This window comes from Achromobacter spanius, from assembly GCF_003994415.1.
Classification (GTDB): domain Bacteria; phylum Pseudomonadota; class Gammaproteobacteria; order Burkholderiales; family Burkholderiaceae_B; genus Achromobacter; species Achromobacter spanius_C.
In genome coordinates this window covers 1,179,484-1,195,477 of sequence record NZ_CP034689.1, presented here as the reverse complement: position 1 = coordinate 1,195,477, position 15,994 = coordinate 1,179,484, and the positions used below count along the sequence as shown (strand labels likewise).

13 protein-coding genes are annotated in these 15,994 nt (G+C 65.4%); 7 read left to right on the top strand and 6 right to left on the bottom strand.

The window, feature by feature from the left end:
• Window positions 1-106 precede the first annotated feature (106 nt).
• Complete coding sequence (locus ELS24_RS05360; RefSeq protein WP_127183605.1) at window positions 107-1,069, top strand: LysR family transcriptional regulator; 963 nt, start codon at window positions 107-109, stop codon at window positions 1,067-1,069.
• A gap of 84 nt (window positions 1,070-1,153) precedes the next feature.
• Here the strand turns inward: ELS24_RS05360 and ELS24_RS31495 are convergent, their stop codons facing one another.
• The 4 genes from ELS24_RS31495 to ELS24_RS05345 all read right to left on the bottom strand — a co-directional run bounded on the left by ELS24_RS31495 (window position 1,154) and on the right by ELS24_RS05345 (window position 3,856).
• Window positions 1,154-1,282: a hypothetical protein gene (locus tag ELS24_RS31495; protein WP_006226408.1), complete on the bottom strand. Its 129-nt coding sequence runs from the start codon at window positions 1,280-1,282 to the stop codon at window positions 1,154-1,156.
• Between the two features lie 187 nt (window positions 1,283-1,469).
• On the bottom strand, window positions 1,470-2,408 hold the full coding sequence (locus ELS24_RS05355) for a sugar kinase (protein WP_127183604.1): 939 nt from the start codon (window positions 2,406-2,408) through the stop codon (window positions 1,470-1,472).
• Window positions 2,401-3,048, bottom strand: coding sequence for a bifunctional 4-hydroxy-2-oxoglutarate aldolase/2-dehydro-3-deoxy-phosphogluconate aldolase (locus ELS24_RS05350; RefSeq protein ID WP_050448944.1), 648 nt, complete (start codon window positions 3,046-3,048; stop codon window positions 2,401-2,403). The genes ELS24_RS05355 and ELS24_RS05350 overlap by 8 nt, the downstream gene beginning before the upstream one ends.
• 22 nt (window positions 3,049-3,070) lie before the next feature.
• The gene (locus ELS24_RS05345) at window positions 3,071-3,856 is read right to left on the bottom strand and encodes an IclR family transcriptional regulator (protein ID WP_127183603.1); all 786 of its coding nucleotides are present in this window, start codon (window positions 3,854-3,856) and stop codon (window positions 3,071-3,073) included.
• A 251-nt stretch (window positions 3,857-4,107) separates the two neighbouring features.
• On the opposite strand from ELS24_RS05345, the gene uvrA reads away from it, so the two are divergent.
• The 3 genes from uvrA (at window position 4,108) to ELS24_RS05330 (ending at window position 11,974) form a co-directional block, all read left to right on the top strand.
• Window positions 4,108-9,897, top strand: coding sequence for an excinuclease ABC subunit UvrA (uvrA, locus tag ELS24_RS05340; RefSeq protein WP_127183602.1), 5,790 nt, complete (start codon window positions 4,108-4,110; stop codon window positions 9,895-9,897).
• Window positions 9,898-9,902: 5 nt separating this feature from the next.
• Window positions 9,903-11,039 (top strand): aminodeoxychorismate synthase component I, encoded by a 1,137-nt coding sequence (locus ELS24_RS05335; RefSeq protein WP_127183601.1) that lies wholly within the window; start codon window positions 9,903-9,905, stop codon window positions 11,037-11,039.
• Window positions 11,040-11,341: 302 nt separating this feature from the next.
• Window positions 11,342-11,974, top strand: a complete 633-nt coding sequence (locus ELS24_RS05330) for an aminotransferase class IV family protein (RefSeq protein ID WP_050448948.1) — start codon at window positions 11,342-11,344, stop codon at window positions 11,972-11,974.
• Here ELS24_RS05330 and ELS24_RS05325 read toward each other — a convergent pair.
• Complete coding sequence (locus ELS24_RS05325) at window positions 11,955-12,887, bottom strand: LysR family transcriptional regulator (RefSeq protein ID WP_050448949.1); 933 nt, start codon at window positions 12,885-12,887, stop codon at window positions 11,955-11,957. The genes ELS24_RS05330 and ELS24_RS05325 overlap by 20 nt on opposite strands.
• Before the next feature lie 110 nt (window positions 12,888-12,997).
• Between ELS24_RS05325 and ELS24_RS05320 the strand changes: the two genes are divergently transcribed.
• Genes ELS24_RS05320 through ELS24_RS05310 form a run of 3 tightly spaced genes read left to right on the top strand, consistent with a single transcriptional unit; the run spans window position 12,998 to window position 15,049 of the window.
• A complete protein-coding gene (locus ELS24_RS05320) occupies window positions 12,998-14,236 on the top strand; it encodes an aromatic ring-hydroxylating dioxygenase subunit alpha (protein ID WP_127183600.1) in 1,239 nt (412 codons plus the stop codon).
• A 2-nt stretch (window positions 14,237-14,238) separates the two neighbouring features.
• The gene (locus ELS24_RS05315; RefSeq protein ID WP_127186253.1) at window positions 14,239-14,712 is read left to right on the top strand and encodes an aromatic-ring-hydroxylating dioxygenase subunit beta; all 474 of its coding nucleotides are present in this window, start codon (window positions 14,239-14,241) and stop codon (window positions 14,710-14,712) included.
• Between the two features lie 25 nt (window positions 14,713-14,737).
• The gene (locus tag ELS24_RS05310) at window positions 14,738-15,049 is read left to right on the top strand and encodes a non-heme iron oxygenase ferredoxin subunit (protein ID WP_127186252.1); all 312 of its coding nucleotides are present in this window, start codon (window positions 14,738-14,740) and stop codon (window positions 15,047-15,049) included.
• 67 nt (window positions 15,050-15,116) lie between these two features.
• Here the strand turns inward: ELS24_RS05310 and ELS24_RS05305 are convergent, their stop codons facing one another.
• Entirely contained in the window at window positions 15,117-15,956 is an 840-nt protein-coding gene (locus tag ELS24_RS05305; RefSeq protein WP_127183599.1) for a tRNA threonylcarbamoyladenosine dehydratase, read from the bottom strand.
• Window positions 15,957-15,994: the final 38 nt, after the last annotated feature.

Genomic DNA, 15,994 nt, shown 5'->3' with positions numbered 1-15,994 from the left:
CAAATCTGTCAACCCGTGGATTTTTTGGGCAGCAATCACGTTTTTTTTGAATGAGGGCACCGACGGGAGTGGCGTAAACTCGTGCGGCCAAAAAACCGGAATGCCTATGGAAGCTTCGACCGTCCAGCTCAATGACATCGCCTTGTTCGTAGAGGTGGCCAAGCGCAAGAGCTTCAGCCTGGCGGCGCGCGCGCTGGATATGCCCACGTCCACGCTGTCGCGGCGCATCAGCGAACTGGAACGCGCCATCGGCCTGCGGCTGATCAACCGCAACACGCGCCGGCTGGACCTGACCGAGGCGGGCGCGGCCTATATGCGCCGCTGCCAAGGGCTGATTGACGAGGCGCGGCTGGCGCACGAACAACTGCTGTCACTGTCGGGCGGCCCGTCGGGCAACCTGCGCGTGTCCATGCCTTTCAGCCTGGCGATCTGGCTGCTGCCCGAAACCATCAAGGACTTCACCGACCGCTACCCGGACGTGGAATGCGAATTCGACCTGAGCATGATGACCGCGTCCGACGCCCAAGGCACGCCGTTTGACGTGGTGCTGCGCTTTGGCCGGGACTCGGATTTTTCCACGGGCGCGATCGACCCGGGCAATGGCAATGGCGCCTCCGGGCGTCCGACCGGCGCCGTGGTGCAGGAACTGGTGTCGCTGGACAACTACCTGTATGCGTCCGACCGCTACCTGGAACGCCACGGCGAACCCAAGACACCCGGCGAACTGACGCAACACCAGTGCCTGCGCACCACCATCGACGACGCCCATTCGAACTGGACGCTGCACAACGGCTCGGTCAGCGAAGTGGTGCCGGTCAGCGGCCACCTGGCGGCCAACAACATGAGCATTGCCGGCATGCTGGCCGGGCTGGACCTGGCCATTACGCGCATGCCGCATTGCCAGGCGCTGGATCCGATCATCAAACGCAACTCGCTCAAGCGGGTGCTGCCGGGCTGGTCCGTGGACCCGATCTCGATCTACGTGGTGTTCCCGTCAAGCATCCAACCCGCGAAGACGCGCGCGTTCATGGATTTCATCACCCCGAAACTGGGGCCGGCGGGCGGTTGACGCGAAACGCCGCAGCGTTTCCACAAAGAAAAATCCCCGCAAGGCGCGAGCCCTGCGGGGATTTTTCAAAACCAGGAGCGTTGATTAGACGCGCTTGATCTTTTCCAGCATCTTGAAAACACCCTTGGGCGACTTGACGAACAAGCGCTTGAAGGCCTTGCCCAGGCAACGGCGTTCCAGGGTGTTACGACGCACGCGTTTGCGTTCAGCCATGTTGATTCTCCTGTTGATTTTGCGGAAAAAAGTCACCGCACAACCGGAAATCTGGCTGGCGGAAAAAATTCGGATAACTTGGCATTTTAGCCTGAAATTCAAAGGCTGCGCCAATGGCAGGGAAAAGGGACGATCAGGATCGGAACTGAACCTGTCCCCGTTACCGCTTCTTCCTGCCGGACGGTGTTCAGCCGCCTGGCGATTTCAGCCGTTCCCGAACCTGTTCAGCCCGCGGCAACGGGTCGACCGCGCCATAGCCCAGCGTGGACAACGCCGCCGCGACGTTGGCGTAGCGCACCGCGTCTTCCCAGCTATCGCCCTGGCAGCGCCTTGCCAGCAGGCTGCCCGCGAAGCAGTCGCCCGCCCCGGTGGCGTCCACCGCGTCCACGCGCAGGGCAGCCACCGGCGTGCGCGTCTGGCCATCGTCGATGATGGAACCGTCCTTGCCCAGCTTCAACACCACCACGCCGGTCGCGCCGCCGTCACGGATCCAGTCCAGCGTGCGTTCAGGGTCGTTGTTGCCGGTCAGGTACTGCATGTCGTCCATGCTGGGCAGGAACAGGTCGGCCTGGCGCATGGTTTCGCGCAAGATGGCGCGGGCGCGGTCAACCGGCCACAAGCGCAGCCGCAGGTTCGAATCCAGGCTGACCTGCGTTTGCGCGGCATGGGCGCGTTCGATGGCCGCGAATACCGTGTCGCAGGCGCTGGTGCTGATGGCCAGGCTGATACCCGACACGTGCAGGAAGCGGCTGCGCTCGATCAACCCGCTGTCCAGCAAGGCCGGCGTCATCAGGCTGGCGGCCGAACCCCGGCGCAGATAGCTGAAGGCGTGGCCGTCCGGTCCGTGCTGCACGAAATACAGGCCGGTATGAGCGTCGTCGTCGCTTTGTACGCCCGAGGTATCCACCCCTTCGGTTTTCCACAGGTCCAGGAATTGCGCGCCGAAGGCGTCGCTGCCGACTCGCGTCAGGTAGGCGCAGCGCGCGCCCTGGCGGGCCGCCGCAATGACGGCGTTGGACGTATCGCCGCCAAAGCCTTGCAGGTATTGCTGTTGGCCCTTTTCGGTCTGGTTCAGTTCAACCAGGGGCTCGCCCAGCGCGACGATGTCGAAGTCGAAGTCAGCCATGGGCGGCCTCTCGGGTGCGAGTGATTTGCGCCACCAGGGCGGCGGTGTCGCGCGCGGCGAACGCGGCCTTGTCATACAGATTGCTGCCGATGCCCACCAGCCCGGCGCCGGCCGCGAAATACGTGCCCATATTGTCCTGCGTGATGCCGCCCGTGGGGCAGAAGATGGTGTCGGGGTAAACCGACTTCAGCGCGGCCAGATGCTTGGGGCCGCCGGTGTCGGCCGGAAACACCTTCACCACGTCCACGCCCGCGCGGCGAGCCGCCAGCACTTCGGTGGGGGTGAAGGCGCCCAGCAGGCACAGGGCGTCGGCGGCATGGGCCAGGTCGACGATGTCGGTGGCCAAGGCGGGCGACACCAGGAAGTCGGCGCCGGCCACCAGCGCTTCGCGCGCCTGGTTTTCGTCCAACACCGTGCCCACGCCCAGCAGCAGGCTGGAGCCGTGCTTGTCGCGCAGCGCGCGCACCAGGTCGGTCACGCCGGGTATCGTCCAGGTCAGTTCCAAGGTGGTGCACCCCGCCGCCACGGCCACTTCGGCGGCATAGGCGGCGGTGGCGGCATCGGTATAGCGCAGCACGGGCACGACCCGGGCCGCCAGCAGGGCGGAAAGCTTGGATGCGAGGGGAGCGGATGCGTTCATGGAATTCCTCTGGGGCTGACGGTCAGGCGCCGCCGGCGGACACCGGCAAGACGGCAAGTTTGGCCACGGCGGCATCGCGCAGCCGCAGCAAGGGATCGATATAGGCGGATTGCGGCTCGGGCTGCCGCCGGAACAGCAGCGTGCTGACGCTGACGCCTGCCACGGGCCGGCCGGCCGCGTCACACAGCGCCACGCCATAGCAAACGATACCGGGTTCATTTTCCTGGTCGTCCATGGCGTAGCCACGGCCGCGGGCTTCGTCCAGCACGGCACGCAAGGCCGGCAGGCTGGTGACGGTGCCGGGCATGCGCGCCGGCAGCGGCAGGCCGCGCAGCAGGCGTTCACGGGTGGCCTCATCCAGCGCCGCCAGATACGCCTTGCCGACCGCGCTGGAATGCAAGGCCACCGACGAGCCCACGCGCGACACCATACGCACCGGGCCGGGGCTTTCCAGCTTGTCGATATAGATCATTTCCTGGCCCGCCGGCACGGCCAGATGGACGGTTTCGCCGGTAGCGTCGCGCAGCGCCTGCAAGTCGGGTGCCAAGGCGGCGCGCAGGTCAAATTGCGACCACGCGCGGCTGGCCAGCGACATCAGGCGCGTGCCCAGGCGATAGGCGCCGCCTGACTCGGTAAGCATGCCCTGCTCGGCCAGCGCCGCCACGATGCGGTAGACGGTGGGACGCGGATAGCCGCAAGTGCGCGCGAGCAGCGCGGCGGTGGGAGGCTCGGGCGCATCGGCCACGGCTTGCAGCACCGCCATGAATTTCGCAAACGCCGCGGCGCCCGCGACCTTGGTTTCCAACAAGTTCGTCCCCAAATGTGGCAATGCGCCATCAGCAACGCCTGCGCTGATGAATCCGCAGAATTCGCAAGGCAAACAGCACGAATATCAGACGAATCTGCGATACTGTTTATTTGTACAGCTACACCGCCTAGTTTTGTCCATAATATGGACACGCGCCTCACAATATAGGCAATTATTCCATATCGCCGCGCTTGGAACCAGCGAAGGGTTATCGCTCGGGCAGGCGCCTACCTCAGGCTACGATACCGTCCATGAGCTCCCAAATCCGCATTGTTGGCGCACGCCAGAACAACCTCAAGAACCTGGACCTTACCCTTGCCACCGGCGAACTGGTCGTTGTGACCGGCGTGTCGGGATCCGGCAAAAGCTCGCTGGCGTTCGACACGCTGTACGCCGAAGGGCAGCGGCGCTACGTGGAAACCTTCTCGCCCTATGCGCGCCAGTTCCTGGACCGCATGGACAAGCCCCAGGTTGACCGCATCGAAGGCATCCTGCCCGCCATCGCCATTGACCAGACCAACCCGGTGCGCAGCTCGCGCAGCACGGTCGGCACAATGACCGAGCTGAACGACCACCTGAAATTGCTGTTCGCGCGCGGCGCCCGGCTGTACTGCCGGGGTTGCGGCAAGGTGGTCAGGCGCGATACGCCCGACTCCATCTACCATTCGCTTGCCGAACGCGCCGCCGTGGCCGGCGACCCGCGCCTGGTGGTGACGTTCCCCATCGCCGTGCCCGCCAACTTCACCGAAGACGAAGTGCGCGGCTTTCTTGAGCAGCAGGGTTACACCCGCGTGCACGCCGAGGAAACCGCCGTGCCGCGCGCCACCGTCGCCAAGCCCGCCAAAGGCGCCAAGAAAGCGAAAGCCGCCAAGGACGCCGGCGAAGAACGCCGCATCCTGCACGTCATCCAAGACCGCTTCCGCTTTGCCGGCACCGAACGCGAACGCGTCATGGAAGCGCTGGACACCGCGCTGCGCATGGGCGCCGGGCACCTGGCCGTCTACGTCGTGAACGCCGACGGCGACAACGCGCACATCTGGAAATACAGCGACCGCCTGCACTGCGCCGACTGCAACATCGAATACACCGACCCGCTGCCCAGCAGCTTCTCGTTCAATTCCCCGCTGGGCGCCTGCGAAGCGTGCCGGGGCTTTGGCCGCGTGATCGGCATCGACTTCGGCCTGGTCATCCCCGACGAAAACAAGACCTTGATGGAAGGCGCCATCAAGCCGTGGACCACGCCGTCCTACAAGGAATGCCAGGACGAACTGCAAAAGTACGCGCCGCGCGCGGGCGTGCCGCTGGGCGTGCCCTGGAAAAGCCTGAGTGAAGAACACAAGCGCTGGGTGCTTTATGGCACGCCCGACTGGAAGGGCGGCAACGACGCCTGGAAGCATCAGTGGTACGGCGTGCAGCGCTTTTTTGACTGGCTGGAAACCAAGTCCTACAAGATGCACGTGCGCGTGCTGCTGTCCAAGTACCGCAGCTATACGCCCTGCCCCACCTGCAACGGCGCGCGCCTGAAACCCGACGCGCTGCTGTGGCGCCTGGGCACCAAGGAAGAAGCCGACACCGTGCTGCCGCCCGAAGACGGCCGCTATCAGCGCTTCATGCCGGTGGGCGCCAACTGGTCGCGCGACCAACTCAATAACATCGGGGGCCTGTCTATCCATGACGTGATGCTGCTGCCCATCGAACGGGTCCGCCGCTTCTTTGACGGGCTGTCGTTCTCGGGCGCGCTGGACGCCGCCACCGACCTGCTCATGACCGAGGTCCGCGCGCGCCTGAAGTTCCTGTGCGACGTGGGTCTGGGCTACCTGACGCTGGACCGCCAGAGCCGCACGCTGTCGGGCGGCGAAGTGCAGCGCATCAACCTGACCACCGCGCTGGGCACCTCGCTGGTGAACACGCTGTTCGTGCTGGACGAGCCGTCCATCGGCCTGCACCCGCGCGACATGCACCGCGTGGTTGAAGTCATGCACCGCTTGCGCAACGCCGGCAACACGCTGGTGGTGGTAGAGCACGACCCGCAGGTCATGGTGGCCGCCGACCGCATCATCGACATCGGCCCCGGCCCTGGCGAACGCGGCGGCTACATCGTCTTTGACGGCACGCCGAAACAGCTGCGCGCGGCCGATACGCTCACGGGCAACTACCTGGGCGCGCGCCAGCGCGTGGAAGCGCCGCGCCCCATGCCGGTGGCGGCGAACACGCCGCGCCTGCTGCTGGAAGGCGTCAACGCGCACAACCTGAAGAACGTGTCCGTTGAACTGCCGCTGGGCCGACTGGTCTGCGTGACGGGCGTGTCCGGCTCGGGCAAGTCCACGCTGGTGCAAGACGTGCTGTACCCCGCGCTGTTGAAGCAAAAGGGCAAGCCGTCAGAAGCGCCCGGCGCGTTCGACCGCCTCTTGGGCGCCGAACAGATCGCCGACGTGGTCATGGTGGACCAGACCCCCATCGGCAAGACCGCGCGCTCGAACCCCGCCAGCTACGTGGGCGCCTTTGACGCCATCCGCAAGCTGTTCGCCCAGGCCCCGCTGGCGCGCGAACGCGCCTACACGGCCGGCACATTCAGCTTCAACGGCGGCGACGGCCGCTGCCCCACATGCGGCGGCACCGGCTTTGAACACGTCGAAATGCAGTTCCTGTCCGACGTCTACCTGCGTTGCCCCGACTGCGACGGCAAGCGCTTCCGCCCCGAAGTGCTGGAAGTGCGTGTCGAACATCTGGGCAAAAGCGCATCCATCGACGAAGTGCTGGCCATGACGGTCAGCGAAGCGCTGGACTTCTTCAAGGGCCTGCGCGACGTGCAGACCGGCCTGGCGCCCCTGGCCGACGTGGGCCTGGAATACGTGCGGCTGGGGCAACCCGTGCCCACGCTGTCCGGTGGCGAGGCCCAACGCCTGAAGCTGGCTGGCCACCTGGCCGAAGCCGCCCGCAGCGGTATTTCCACAGCCAAGGTCGCCAAAAAGGGCAGCCTGTTCCTGTTCGACGAACCCACCACCGGCCTGCACTTTGACGACGTGGCGCGGCTGATGCGCGCCTTCCGCAAGCTGCTGGCCGCCGGCCACACGCTGCTGGTCATCGAACACAACCTGGACGTGATCCGCGCGGCCGATTGGCTGATCGACTTGGGCCCTGAAGGCGGCGACGCCGGCGGCCTGCTGATCGGCGTGGGCACGCCGCAAGACCTGATGGACAACCCCAAGTCGCACACGGGCGCAGCCCTGCGCGATTACGAAGTCAGCATCCTGCCGGCCGACGTGGTGGTCACCAGCGACATCGACGCGCAAGAAGTCGAGCAAGCCGGTTTGACCGCGCGCATTGCCGAGCCTACCGCCGTGTACAACGACGCCGCCGTGGCCTCCGGCGCGGGCGACGGCACGCCGCTGCAGTCCGTGATGCGCGCGCGTCGCCAAGGCAATATGGCGATCGAGATCCGCAACGCGCGCGAGCACAACCTGAAGAACATCAGCGTTGAAATCCCGCACGACAAATTCACCGTGATCACCGGCGTGTCCGGCTCCGGCAAGTCGACGCTGGCGTTCGACATCCTGTTCAACGAAGGCCAGCGCCGCTATCTGGAATCGCTGAACGCCTACGCGCGCGCCATCGTGCAGCCGGCCGGCAAGCCGGACGTGGATGCCATCTTCGGCATTCCGCCCACCGTGGCCATCGAACAGCGCACCAGCCGTGGGGGCCGCAAGTCCACCGTGGCCACGATGACGGAAATCCACCATTTCCTGCGCTTGCTGTATGTGAAGCTGGGCACGCAGTACTGCCCGGATTGCAACGTGGCCGTTGAACCGCAGAACACGGACCAGATCGTGGCCCGCCTGCTGCGTGACCACAAGGGCGTGCACATCGGGCTGCTGTCGCCCTTGGTGACCGCGCGCAAGGGCTATTACACGGACCTGGCCAAGTGGGCGGGTTCCAAGGGCCATACGCACTTGCGCGTAGACGGCGAGTTCATTCCCGTGGCCCCGTGGCCGCGCCTGGACCGCTACAAGGAACACACCATTGAACTGCCCGTGGCAGACGTGGTGGTGGACCCGGCCAACGAAGCCGACCTGCGCGCCGCCGTCAAGAGCGCGCTGGAAAACGGCCAGGGCGTGATGTCGGTGGTATGGCCGGTAAACAAGCTGCACGAAGCGCTGAACAGCGATTTGCAGCAGCAGCATTTTTCGGTCAAGCGCGCGTGCCCGTCTTGCGGCACCAGCTTTCCCGAACCCGACCCGCGCCTGTTCTCGTACAACTCCAAGCACGGCTGGTGCACGGGCTGCTACGGCACGGGCCTGCAATTGCAGGGCTTTGACGAAGAACAGACCGGCGAGGAAACCGCCTGGAACGCCTGGTATGAAGGCGAGGCCAAGGCCTGCACGCAATGCGATGGGCAGCGGCTGAACCGTGTGGCGCGCGCCGTGCGCTGGCGCGACAAGTCCATTGCCGAACTGGCGTCGTTGCCGGTGTCGGACGCGCACACCTTCTTCACCGGGCTGGTGGCGCGCGGCCGCGAAGGCGAGATCGCCCGCGACATCCTGACGGAAATCCGCGGCCGTTTGAACTTCATGCAGGAAGTGGGGCTGAACTACCTGGCGCTGGACCGCGCCGCGCCCACGCTGTCTGGCGGCGAAGCGCAGCGCATCCGTCTGGCCGCGCAACTGGGTTCCAACCTGCAAGGCGTTTGCTACGTGCTGGACGAACCCACCATCGGCCTGCATCCGCGCGACAACCGCATCCTGCTGGACGCGCTGGCGCGCCTGGAAGGCAACGGCAACACGCTGGTGGTGGTGGAACATGACGACGACACCATCCGCCGCGCCTCGCACGTGATCGACATCGGCCCCGGCGCGGGCATCCGTGGCGGCCGGGTCGTGGCGCAAGGTACGGTGGAAGACGTGATGAACGCGCCGGAATCCATCACCGGCCGCTATCTGAAGACGCCGCTGGCGCATCCGCTGCAAGGCCGCCGTCCGGTCGAGGCCGACACGCCCATGATCGAAATCCGTGGCGCGCGCCTGCACAACCTGCGCAGCGTGGACGCCAAGATCCCCGTGGGCCGCCTGAGCGTCGTGACCGGCGTGTCCGGTTCCGGCAAGTCCACGCTGGCGCGCGAAGTGCTGCTGGACAATCTGATGCAAGCCGTGTCGCAAGGCAAGGCGCCGGGTTGGGCCGGCTGCGAAAGCATCAAGGGTTGGGAAGCCATCGACCGCGTGCTGGAAGTGGACCAGACCCCCATCGGCAAGACGCCGCGCTCGTGCCCGGCCACGTATGTGGGCTTCTGGGACGACGTGCGCAAGCAGTTCGCCGACACCCGCGAAGCCCGCATGCGCGGCTGGACGGCGGCGCGCTTCTCGTTCAACACCGGCGACGGCCGCTGCCCCATCTGCGAAGGCCAGGGCATGCGCACCATCGAAATGAACTTTCTGCCCGACGTCAAAGTGCCGTGCGACGCCTGCAACGGCGCGCGCTTCAACAGCGACACGCTCAGCGTGCAGATGCGCGGCAAAAACGCAGGCGAGCTGCTGTCCATGGAAGTGGACGACGCCATCGGCTACTTCGCGGCGCATCCGAAGATCCACCGCCCGCTGCAACTGATGCAAGACGTGGGCCTGGGTTACCTGACGCTGGGCCAGCCGTCGCCCACGCTGTCGGGCGGCGAGGCGCAGCGCATCAAGCTGGTGACCGAGCTGTCCAAGGCGCGTCTGACCGACGGGCTGATCAAGACCGGCCGCGCCTCGCGCATTCCGCACACGCTCTACGTGCTGGACGAACCGACGGTGGGCTTGTCGATGGCCGACGTTGAAAAGCTGATCCACGTGCTGCATCGCCTGGTGGAAGCCGGCAATACGGTGGTGGTGATTGAGCATAATCTGGACGTCATCGCCGAAGCCGACTGGCTGCTGGACCTGGGCCCCGAAGGCGGCACGGGCGGCGGCCAACTGGTGGCCGAAGGCTCGCCGGAACATGTGATGACCCTGGCCGATCATTCCCACACCGGCCGTGTCCTGACGGAATTCCTGGCACATCAAGCGCGGTAGCAAGCATGGATTGTCGTTTTGAAGACCGGCTGGCCGGTCGCGCGTTTCGGTTCGAGGGCTTTTGTTCCCGGATCGAAGCGCGCACCGCCGCCGACGTCGCGCCCGCGCTGGCGGCCATCGAGGCCGCGCGGCAACAGGGGCGTTGGGTGGCCCTGTTGCTGGACTATGAACTGGGCGAATGGCTGCTGCCCGAAGCCACCCTGGCCGCGCCGGCCGGCCCCTGGACGCCTCCGCAAGACGACGGCCGGCCCCGGCTGACGGCGCTGGTCTTCGAACGTAAGGGGGACGACACCCCCTGGGACGCGCCGGACGCCGCCAGTGCCCCCGCCGCCATCAGCCTGCCCGCGCCGCGCATGACCGAGGCCGACTACGTGCGCCAGATTGACGCCATACGCGGACTGATCGAAGACGGCGAGCTGTATCAAGTCAATTACACCCAGCCGCTGGACCTGCAATACCAGGGCGACCCGGCCACCTTGTACCGGCGCATTGCCGCGCGCAACCCGGTGGCGCATGGCGCCTTCATTCAGGATGGCGAGCGCACGGTGCTGTCGTTTTCGCCTGAATTGTTTGTGCGGCGTGAGGGATCGCGGCTGACGACCCGCCCCATGAAAGGCACCGCGCCGCGCCATCCCGACCCGATCGAAGACGCGCGCCTGGGCCAGGCCTTGCTGGCCAGCGAGAAGAACCGCGCCGAAAACCTGATGATCGTGGACCTGCTGCGCAACGACCTGGGCCGCCTGGCGCAGCCGGGTTCGGTCAAGGTGGATGCGCTGTTTTCGTTGGAACGCTACCCCACGGTTTGGACCATGACGTCAACGGTATCCGCCGAGGCGCCGGGGGCCGGGCTGCAAGAGGTGTTGCATGCGCTGTTTCCTTGCGGGTCGATTACCGGCGCCCCGAAGGTAGCCGCGATGCGCCGGATCCGCCAAATGGAAACCGCCCCGCGCGGTCTGTATTGCGGCAGCGTAGGCTGGCTGGCGCCAAATGGCGATTTTTCACTGAACGTCGCGATCCGCACGCTGGTGCTGGATGACCACGGCCACGGCGTGTATAGCGTAGGCGGCGGGATAGTGCACGATTCCGACCCCGCGGAGGAATGGCAGGAATGCCATTGGAAAGCGCGGATATTGCGGGGGTGATGGCTGGCGCGACGCATGTCGGCAATCCGCAACCCGCAATCGTAGGATGGGTGAAGCGCGCGATGGTGTGCGCAAGAACGCGAACATCTGCCGCGCGTAACCCATCATGCAGCGTTGGTGATATATCCGGCGCCGATTGATGGGTTACGCGCGATTGACGAAGGTGTTCTTGGGGCGGCCCTGCCGCGCTTCACCCATCCTACGACCATGTCCCGCGACCCGCCACGCCCACGCCCCCGCGACCCACCACTCGGTAGTAGCATAGAGCGCGGTCCACAACCGCGATTTTCCAGGAGCGTCCCATGCAACCCGAACTGATCGAGACCATCCTGGTCGATGCCGAACAGCGCGTGCCCTTGCTGGCGCGCCATCTGAAGCGCTTGGAAGCCGCCTGCAAGGATCTGGGTTACGCATGGGCTGGGCGCGCCATTGAAGGCGACATCATGATCGCGGCCATGGGCCTGGTCACGCCGGGCCCGCACCGGCTGCGCCTGCTGGTGGCCCGCGACGGCAGCCGCCATATCCAGACCGCCCCGCTGCCCCCGCTGCCCGCCGTGCAGGAAGTGATGCTGGCGCCTGAAACGCTGCGGTCGTCCGAACCGCTGCTGCGCTACAAGACCACGCACCGGCCCTGGTACACCAAGACCATCGAATGGTTGCCCGCGCATCCCAACATCTTTGACCTGCTCTACCTGAACGAACGCGGCGAGCTCTGCGAAGGCAGCCGCAGCAACGTCTACCTGCTGCTGGACGGCCGCTGGTGCACGCCGCCCGTGTCCAGCGGCTGTTTGCCTGGCGTGCAACGTGGTGAATTACTGGACACCGCCAACGCCCGCGAACGCGTGCTGACGCTGGACGACCTGCACGAGGCCAAGGAAATCCGCCTGTCCAACGCGCTGCGCGGCTGGTTCACCGTCACGCTGCGGGAAGCCTGACCCCTCCGTCCTGATCCGCGAACTGGTCCACCACCACCTGGCGCAGCCATTGATTGGCCGGCTCGCGGTGGTTGCGGGCGTGCCAGAACACATTGATAACCGACTCCGGAATCTTCACCGGACAAGGCGCCGTGGCCAGCCCGAAGGGCGTACAGGCGCAATCGGCAAAGCGTCGCGGCACCACCGCGATCATGTCGGTGGCTTGCAGCACCGGCCCCACCGCCATGAAGTGCGGCACCGTCAGCCGCAAGCGGCGGCGGATGCCCGCGCGGGCAATCACCTCGTCCACCACGCCATGCCCCGTGCCCTCGGACACGATCGCCACATGCTCGGCCGCCCGAAACTGCTTGGCCGTCACCCCCGAGCGCGCCAGCGGATGGTCGCGCCGGAAGATGCACACATAGGGCTGGCTGAACAGCTTGCGTTGAAAGAAACCGCTTTGCAGACTGGGTAGAAAGCCCATGGCCAGGTCGATACGGCCGCGTTCCATCTCATCGCGCACATCGATCGACGTGGTCCGCACCGTGCGTATCGTGACGCCCGGTGCGGCGGAGTCCAGCGCCCGCATCAAGCGCGGCAGGAAATAGGTTTCGCCCACGTCGTTCACACCAATCACAAACGCCCGTTCGCTGCGCGCCGGGTCGAACACGGCGCGTGCGTTCAGCGTGCCATGCAGCGCGCCCAAGGCATCCGCAATGGGTTGCGCCAGCGCTTCGGCATAGGGCGTGGGCACCATCCCGCGCGAGGTGCGCAGGAACAATTCATCGCCCAGCAGCTTGCGCAAGCGGCTCAGCGCGTTGCTGACCCCAGGTTGCGAGATACCAAGGCTCTGCGCGGCGGCCGACACCCGGCCGTGCTTGTGCAGTTCGTTGAAGACGACCAGCAGGTTCAGGTCCACGTCTTTCAGGTTCATGCGTTTGTCTCCACCAATATTGATTTTGGTGATGTTTTCTATTGATCAGATTCTATTTATTTATTTCATCGCCTGCCCGATGATGAAGCAATAAAAATAGGAGACAAGCCATGCACATCGACCCGCCCTGGCAGGGCGACGGTTCCCACCGTATTCCCTTTGGCGTCTACACCGACGCCGCCTTGCACCAGCGCGAGCTGGAACGCTTCTTCTACCGGGCGCACTGGTGCTACGTCGGCCTGGAAGCTGAAATTCCCAACCCGGGCGACTTCAAGCGCACCGCTGTCGGCGAACGATCAGTGATTCTGCTGCGCGGCCAGAGCGGCCAGGTGCGCGTGGTGGAAAACGTGTGCGCTCATCGCGGCGTGCAGTTCTGCCGTGAACGCGCCGGCAACCGCAGCGAATTCGTCTGCCCCTATCACCAATGGAATTACGACCTGGAAGGCAACCTTATCGGCGTACCCTTCCGGCGCGGCGTCAAACAAGACGGCAAGGTCAACGGCGGCATGCCGCCCGATTTCAAGACCGAAGACCACGGTCTGACCAAGCTGGCGGTGGCCTGTCGAAACGGCGTGGTGTTCGCCTCGTTCGACCACGACGCCGAACCGCTGGAAGACTATCTGGGGCCAGACATCCTGCACTATTTCGACCGTGTCTTCGATGGCCGTGAACTGGTCATCCATGGCTACAGCCGCCAGCGCATCCCGGGCAACTGGAAGCTGATGCAGGAGAACATCAAGGACCCCTATCACCCCGGCCTGCTGCACACCTGGTTCGTCACCTTCGGCCTGTGGCGCGCGGACAACCGGTCGGAACTGAAGATGGACCGCCATTTCCGCCACGCCGCCATGATTTCCACGCGCGGCCAGGGCGGCAAGGGCAGCGTGACCAGCGGCGTGTCCAGCTTCAAGGAACAGATGTCGCTGAACGATGACCGCTTCCTGGACATCGTGCCGGAGCCGTGGTGGAACGGCCCCACTGCCGTGCTGATGACGCTGTTTCCCAGCGTCATCATCCAGCAGCAGGTCAATTCGCTGTCCACCCGCCACATCCAGCCCGTGGGCCATGACGCGTTTGACTTCGTCTGGACGCATTTCGGCTTTGCCGACGACACCCCCGAGATGACGAGACGGCGGCTGCGCCAGGCCAACCTGTTCGGCCCGGCCGGCTTCGTATCGGCGGACGACGGCGAAGTGATTGAATTTTCGCAATCAGGCTTTGAACAGAAACCGTGGCACCGCAGCGTGGCGGAACTGGGCGGCAAGACCGCCGAGAACACCGACCACATGGTGACCGAAACGCTGATACGCGGCATGTACGCGTATTGGCGCCGCGTAATGGAGGCATGACGATGCTGGACTTTCCGCTCTACTACCGCCTGACCTGCCTGTACACCGACTACGCCGCCGCGCTGGACGCCGAGCAATGGGAGAAGTGGCCGGACTTCTTTCTGGAAGACTGCACCTACAAGGTGCTGCCCCGCGAGAACCACGAACGCGGCTACCCCTTGGCCACCATGTCGTTCGAAAGCCGCGCCATGTTGAAAGACCGTATCTACGGCGCCACCGAAACGATCTTCCACGACCCCTACTACCAGCGCCATGTGATGGGAGCGCCGCGCGTGTTGTCGGTGCAAGGTGACCGCATCGAATCCGAAGCCAACTACGCCGTCTTTCGCACCAAGCCCAACCAGTTCACCACGGTGTTCAACGTGGGCCGCTACCTGGACGTGGTGCGCAGCACGCCGGACGGGCTGAAGTTTGAATCGCGGCTGTGCATCTTCGACAGCGAGCTGGTGCCCAATTCGCTTATCTACCCCATCTAGCCTAGCCAGGATCACCGCCATGACTATGACTACCCAATGGATCAAGGCCATCGCCCATGCCGATGTGCCGGAAGACGACGTGATCGCCGTGCAGGCAGGCGACCGCGAAATCGCGCTGTATGGCGTGGACGGCCAGGTCTACGCCACCGACAACCTCTGTACGCACGGCAACGCGCGCTTATGCGATGGCTTCTTGACCGGCCATGAAATCGAATGCCCGCTGCATCAGGGGCGCTTTGACGTGCGCGACGGGCGAGCGCTATGTTCGCCCTTGCGCGAGAACGTGGCGACCTACCCGGTCAGGATCGAAGACGGGATGGTGTTCGTGGGAATGTAGCGGCCGCTGCGACTACCGACGCCGCAGTCCACGTGGCCACCGCGATAGCAACCCGGGCGCCCCGCGTTCAGATCGCCATCCGCAACGCTTCGTTGGCCGCCGCCATGCCCATGGCCGCGGTCACCGTCACCACCGACCCGTAACCCGCGCAAGACAAACCCTGCGGCGCGGGGCTCTGCGCCGCCGCGCCCATATCGTCTTCGCCCTCGGTGGGGCGGGTCCAGGCGTCCGGCAGAATGGCCGGCTGGTCGAACCACAGCGCATGCACGCCCATCTTCGGCACGCGCTTGAGCGCCTTGCCGTTCTGGTCGGACGCGCGGGGAAAGCCGTGCTCGCGGCGCAGCTTGTTGCGCAGCTTGGCCAGCAAGGCGTCGTTCACCGCGGCCGACAGGTCGCCCGCCCGCAAGGCCAGCGGGTCGGTCTTGCCGCCCGCGCCGCCGCACAGCAGCATGGGTACGCCCAGCGCGCGCGCATGCAGAATCATGGCGATCTTGGCCGAGGCCTGGTCGGTGCAATCGATGATGACGGTGTACGGCCCCGGCAAGACCTCGGCCACGTTCTCGGGCGACACAAAGTCGTCAATGCGCGTCAGGCGGCATTCGGGGTTGATCTCCAACACCCGCTCGGCCATGGCATCAACCTTGGACTGCCCCAGCGTGGACGTCAGTGCATGGATCTGACGGTTGACGTTGGATTCGGCAATGTGGTCCAGGTCGATCAGCGTCAACGCGCCCACGCCGCATCGCACCAGGGCTTCGACCGTCCAGGACCCCACGCCGCCCAGGCCCACCACGGCAACGTGCGCGCTTTGCAGGCGGGCGGGCGCCTGGGGGCCATATAAACGGGACAGACCGCCGAAACGGCGGTCCAGATCGGCGGAGGGGGCTGGGTGGTCGGGCGAGTTCATGGCGGCTATTTTAGGGCAGGCATCAAGCTTGTAACTTC

Bases quoted from the DNA above. Each gene is read 5' to 3' on its own strand.
- ELS24_RS31495 (WP_006226408.1), bottom strand. From the start codon at position 1,282: ATGGCTGAACGCAAACGCGTGCGTCGTAACACCCTGGAACGCCGTTGC.
- ELS24_RS05335 (WP_127183601.1), top strand. From the start codon at position 9,903: ATGGATTGTCGTTTTGAAGACCGGCTGGCCGGTCGCGCGTTTCGGTTC.
- ELS24_RS05360 (WP_127183605.1), top strand. From the start codon at position 107: ATGGAAGCTTCGACCGTCCAGCTCAATGACATCGCCTTGTTCGTAGAG.
- ELS24_RS05310 (WP_127186252.1), top strand. From the start codon at position 14,738: ATGACTACCCAATGGATCAAGGCCATCGCCCATGCCGATGTGCCGGAA.
- ELS24_RS05355 (WP_127183604.1), bottom strand. From the start codon at position 2,408: ATGGCTGACTTCGACTTCGACATCGTCGCGCTGGGCGAGCCCCTGGTT.
- ELS24_RS05305 (WP_127183599.1), bottom strand. From the start codon at position 15,956: ATGAACTCGCCCGACCACCCAGCCCCCTCCGCCGATCTGGACCGCCGT.
- ELS24_RS05330 (WP_050448948.1), top strand. From the start codon at position 11,342: ATGCAACCCGAACTGATCGAGACCATCCTGGTCGATGCCGAACAGCGC.
- ELS24_RS05320 (WP_127183600.1), top strand. From the start codon at position 12,998: ATGCACATCGACCCGCCCTGGCAGGGCGACGGTTCCCACCGTATTCCC.
- ELS24_RS05315 (WP_127186253.1), top strand. From the start codon at position 14,239: ATGCTGGACTTTCCGCTCTACTACCGCCTGACCTGCCTGTACACCGAC.
- ELS24_RS05325 (WP_050448949.1), bottom strand. From the start codon at position 12,887: ATGAACCTGAAAGACGTGGACCTGAACCTGCTGGTCGTCTTCAACGAA.
- ELS24_RS05350 (WP_050448944.1), bottom strand. From the start codon at position 3,048: ATGAACGCATCCGCTCCCCTCGCATCCAAGCTTTCCGCCCTGCTGGCG.
- uvrA (WP_127183602.1), top strand. From the start codon at position 4,108: ATGAGCTCCCAAATCCGCATTGTTGGCGCACGCCAGAACAACCTCAAG.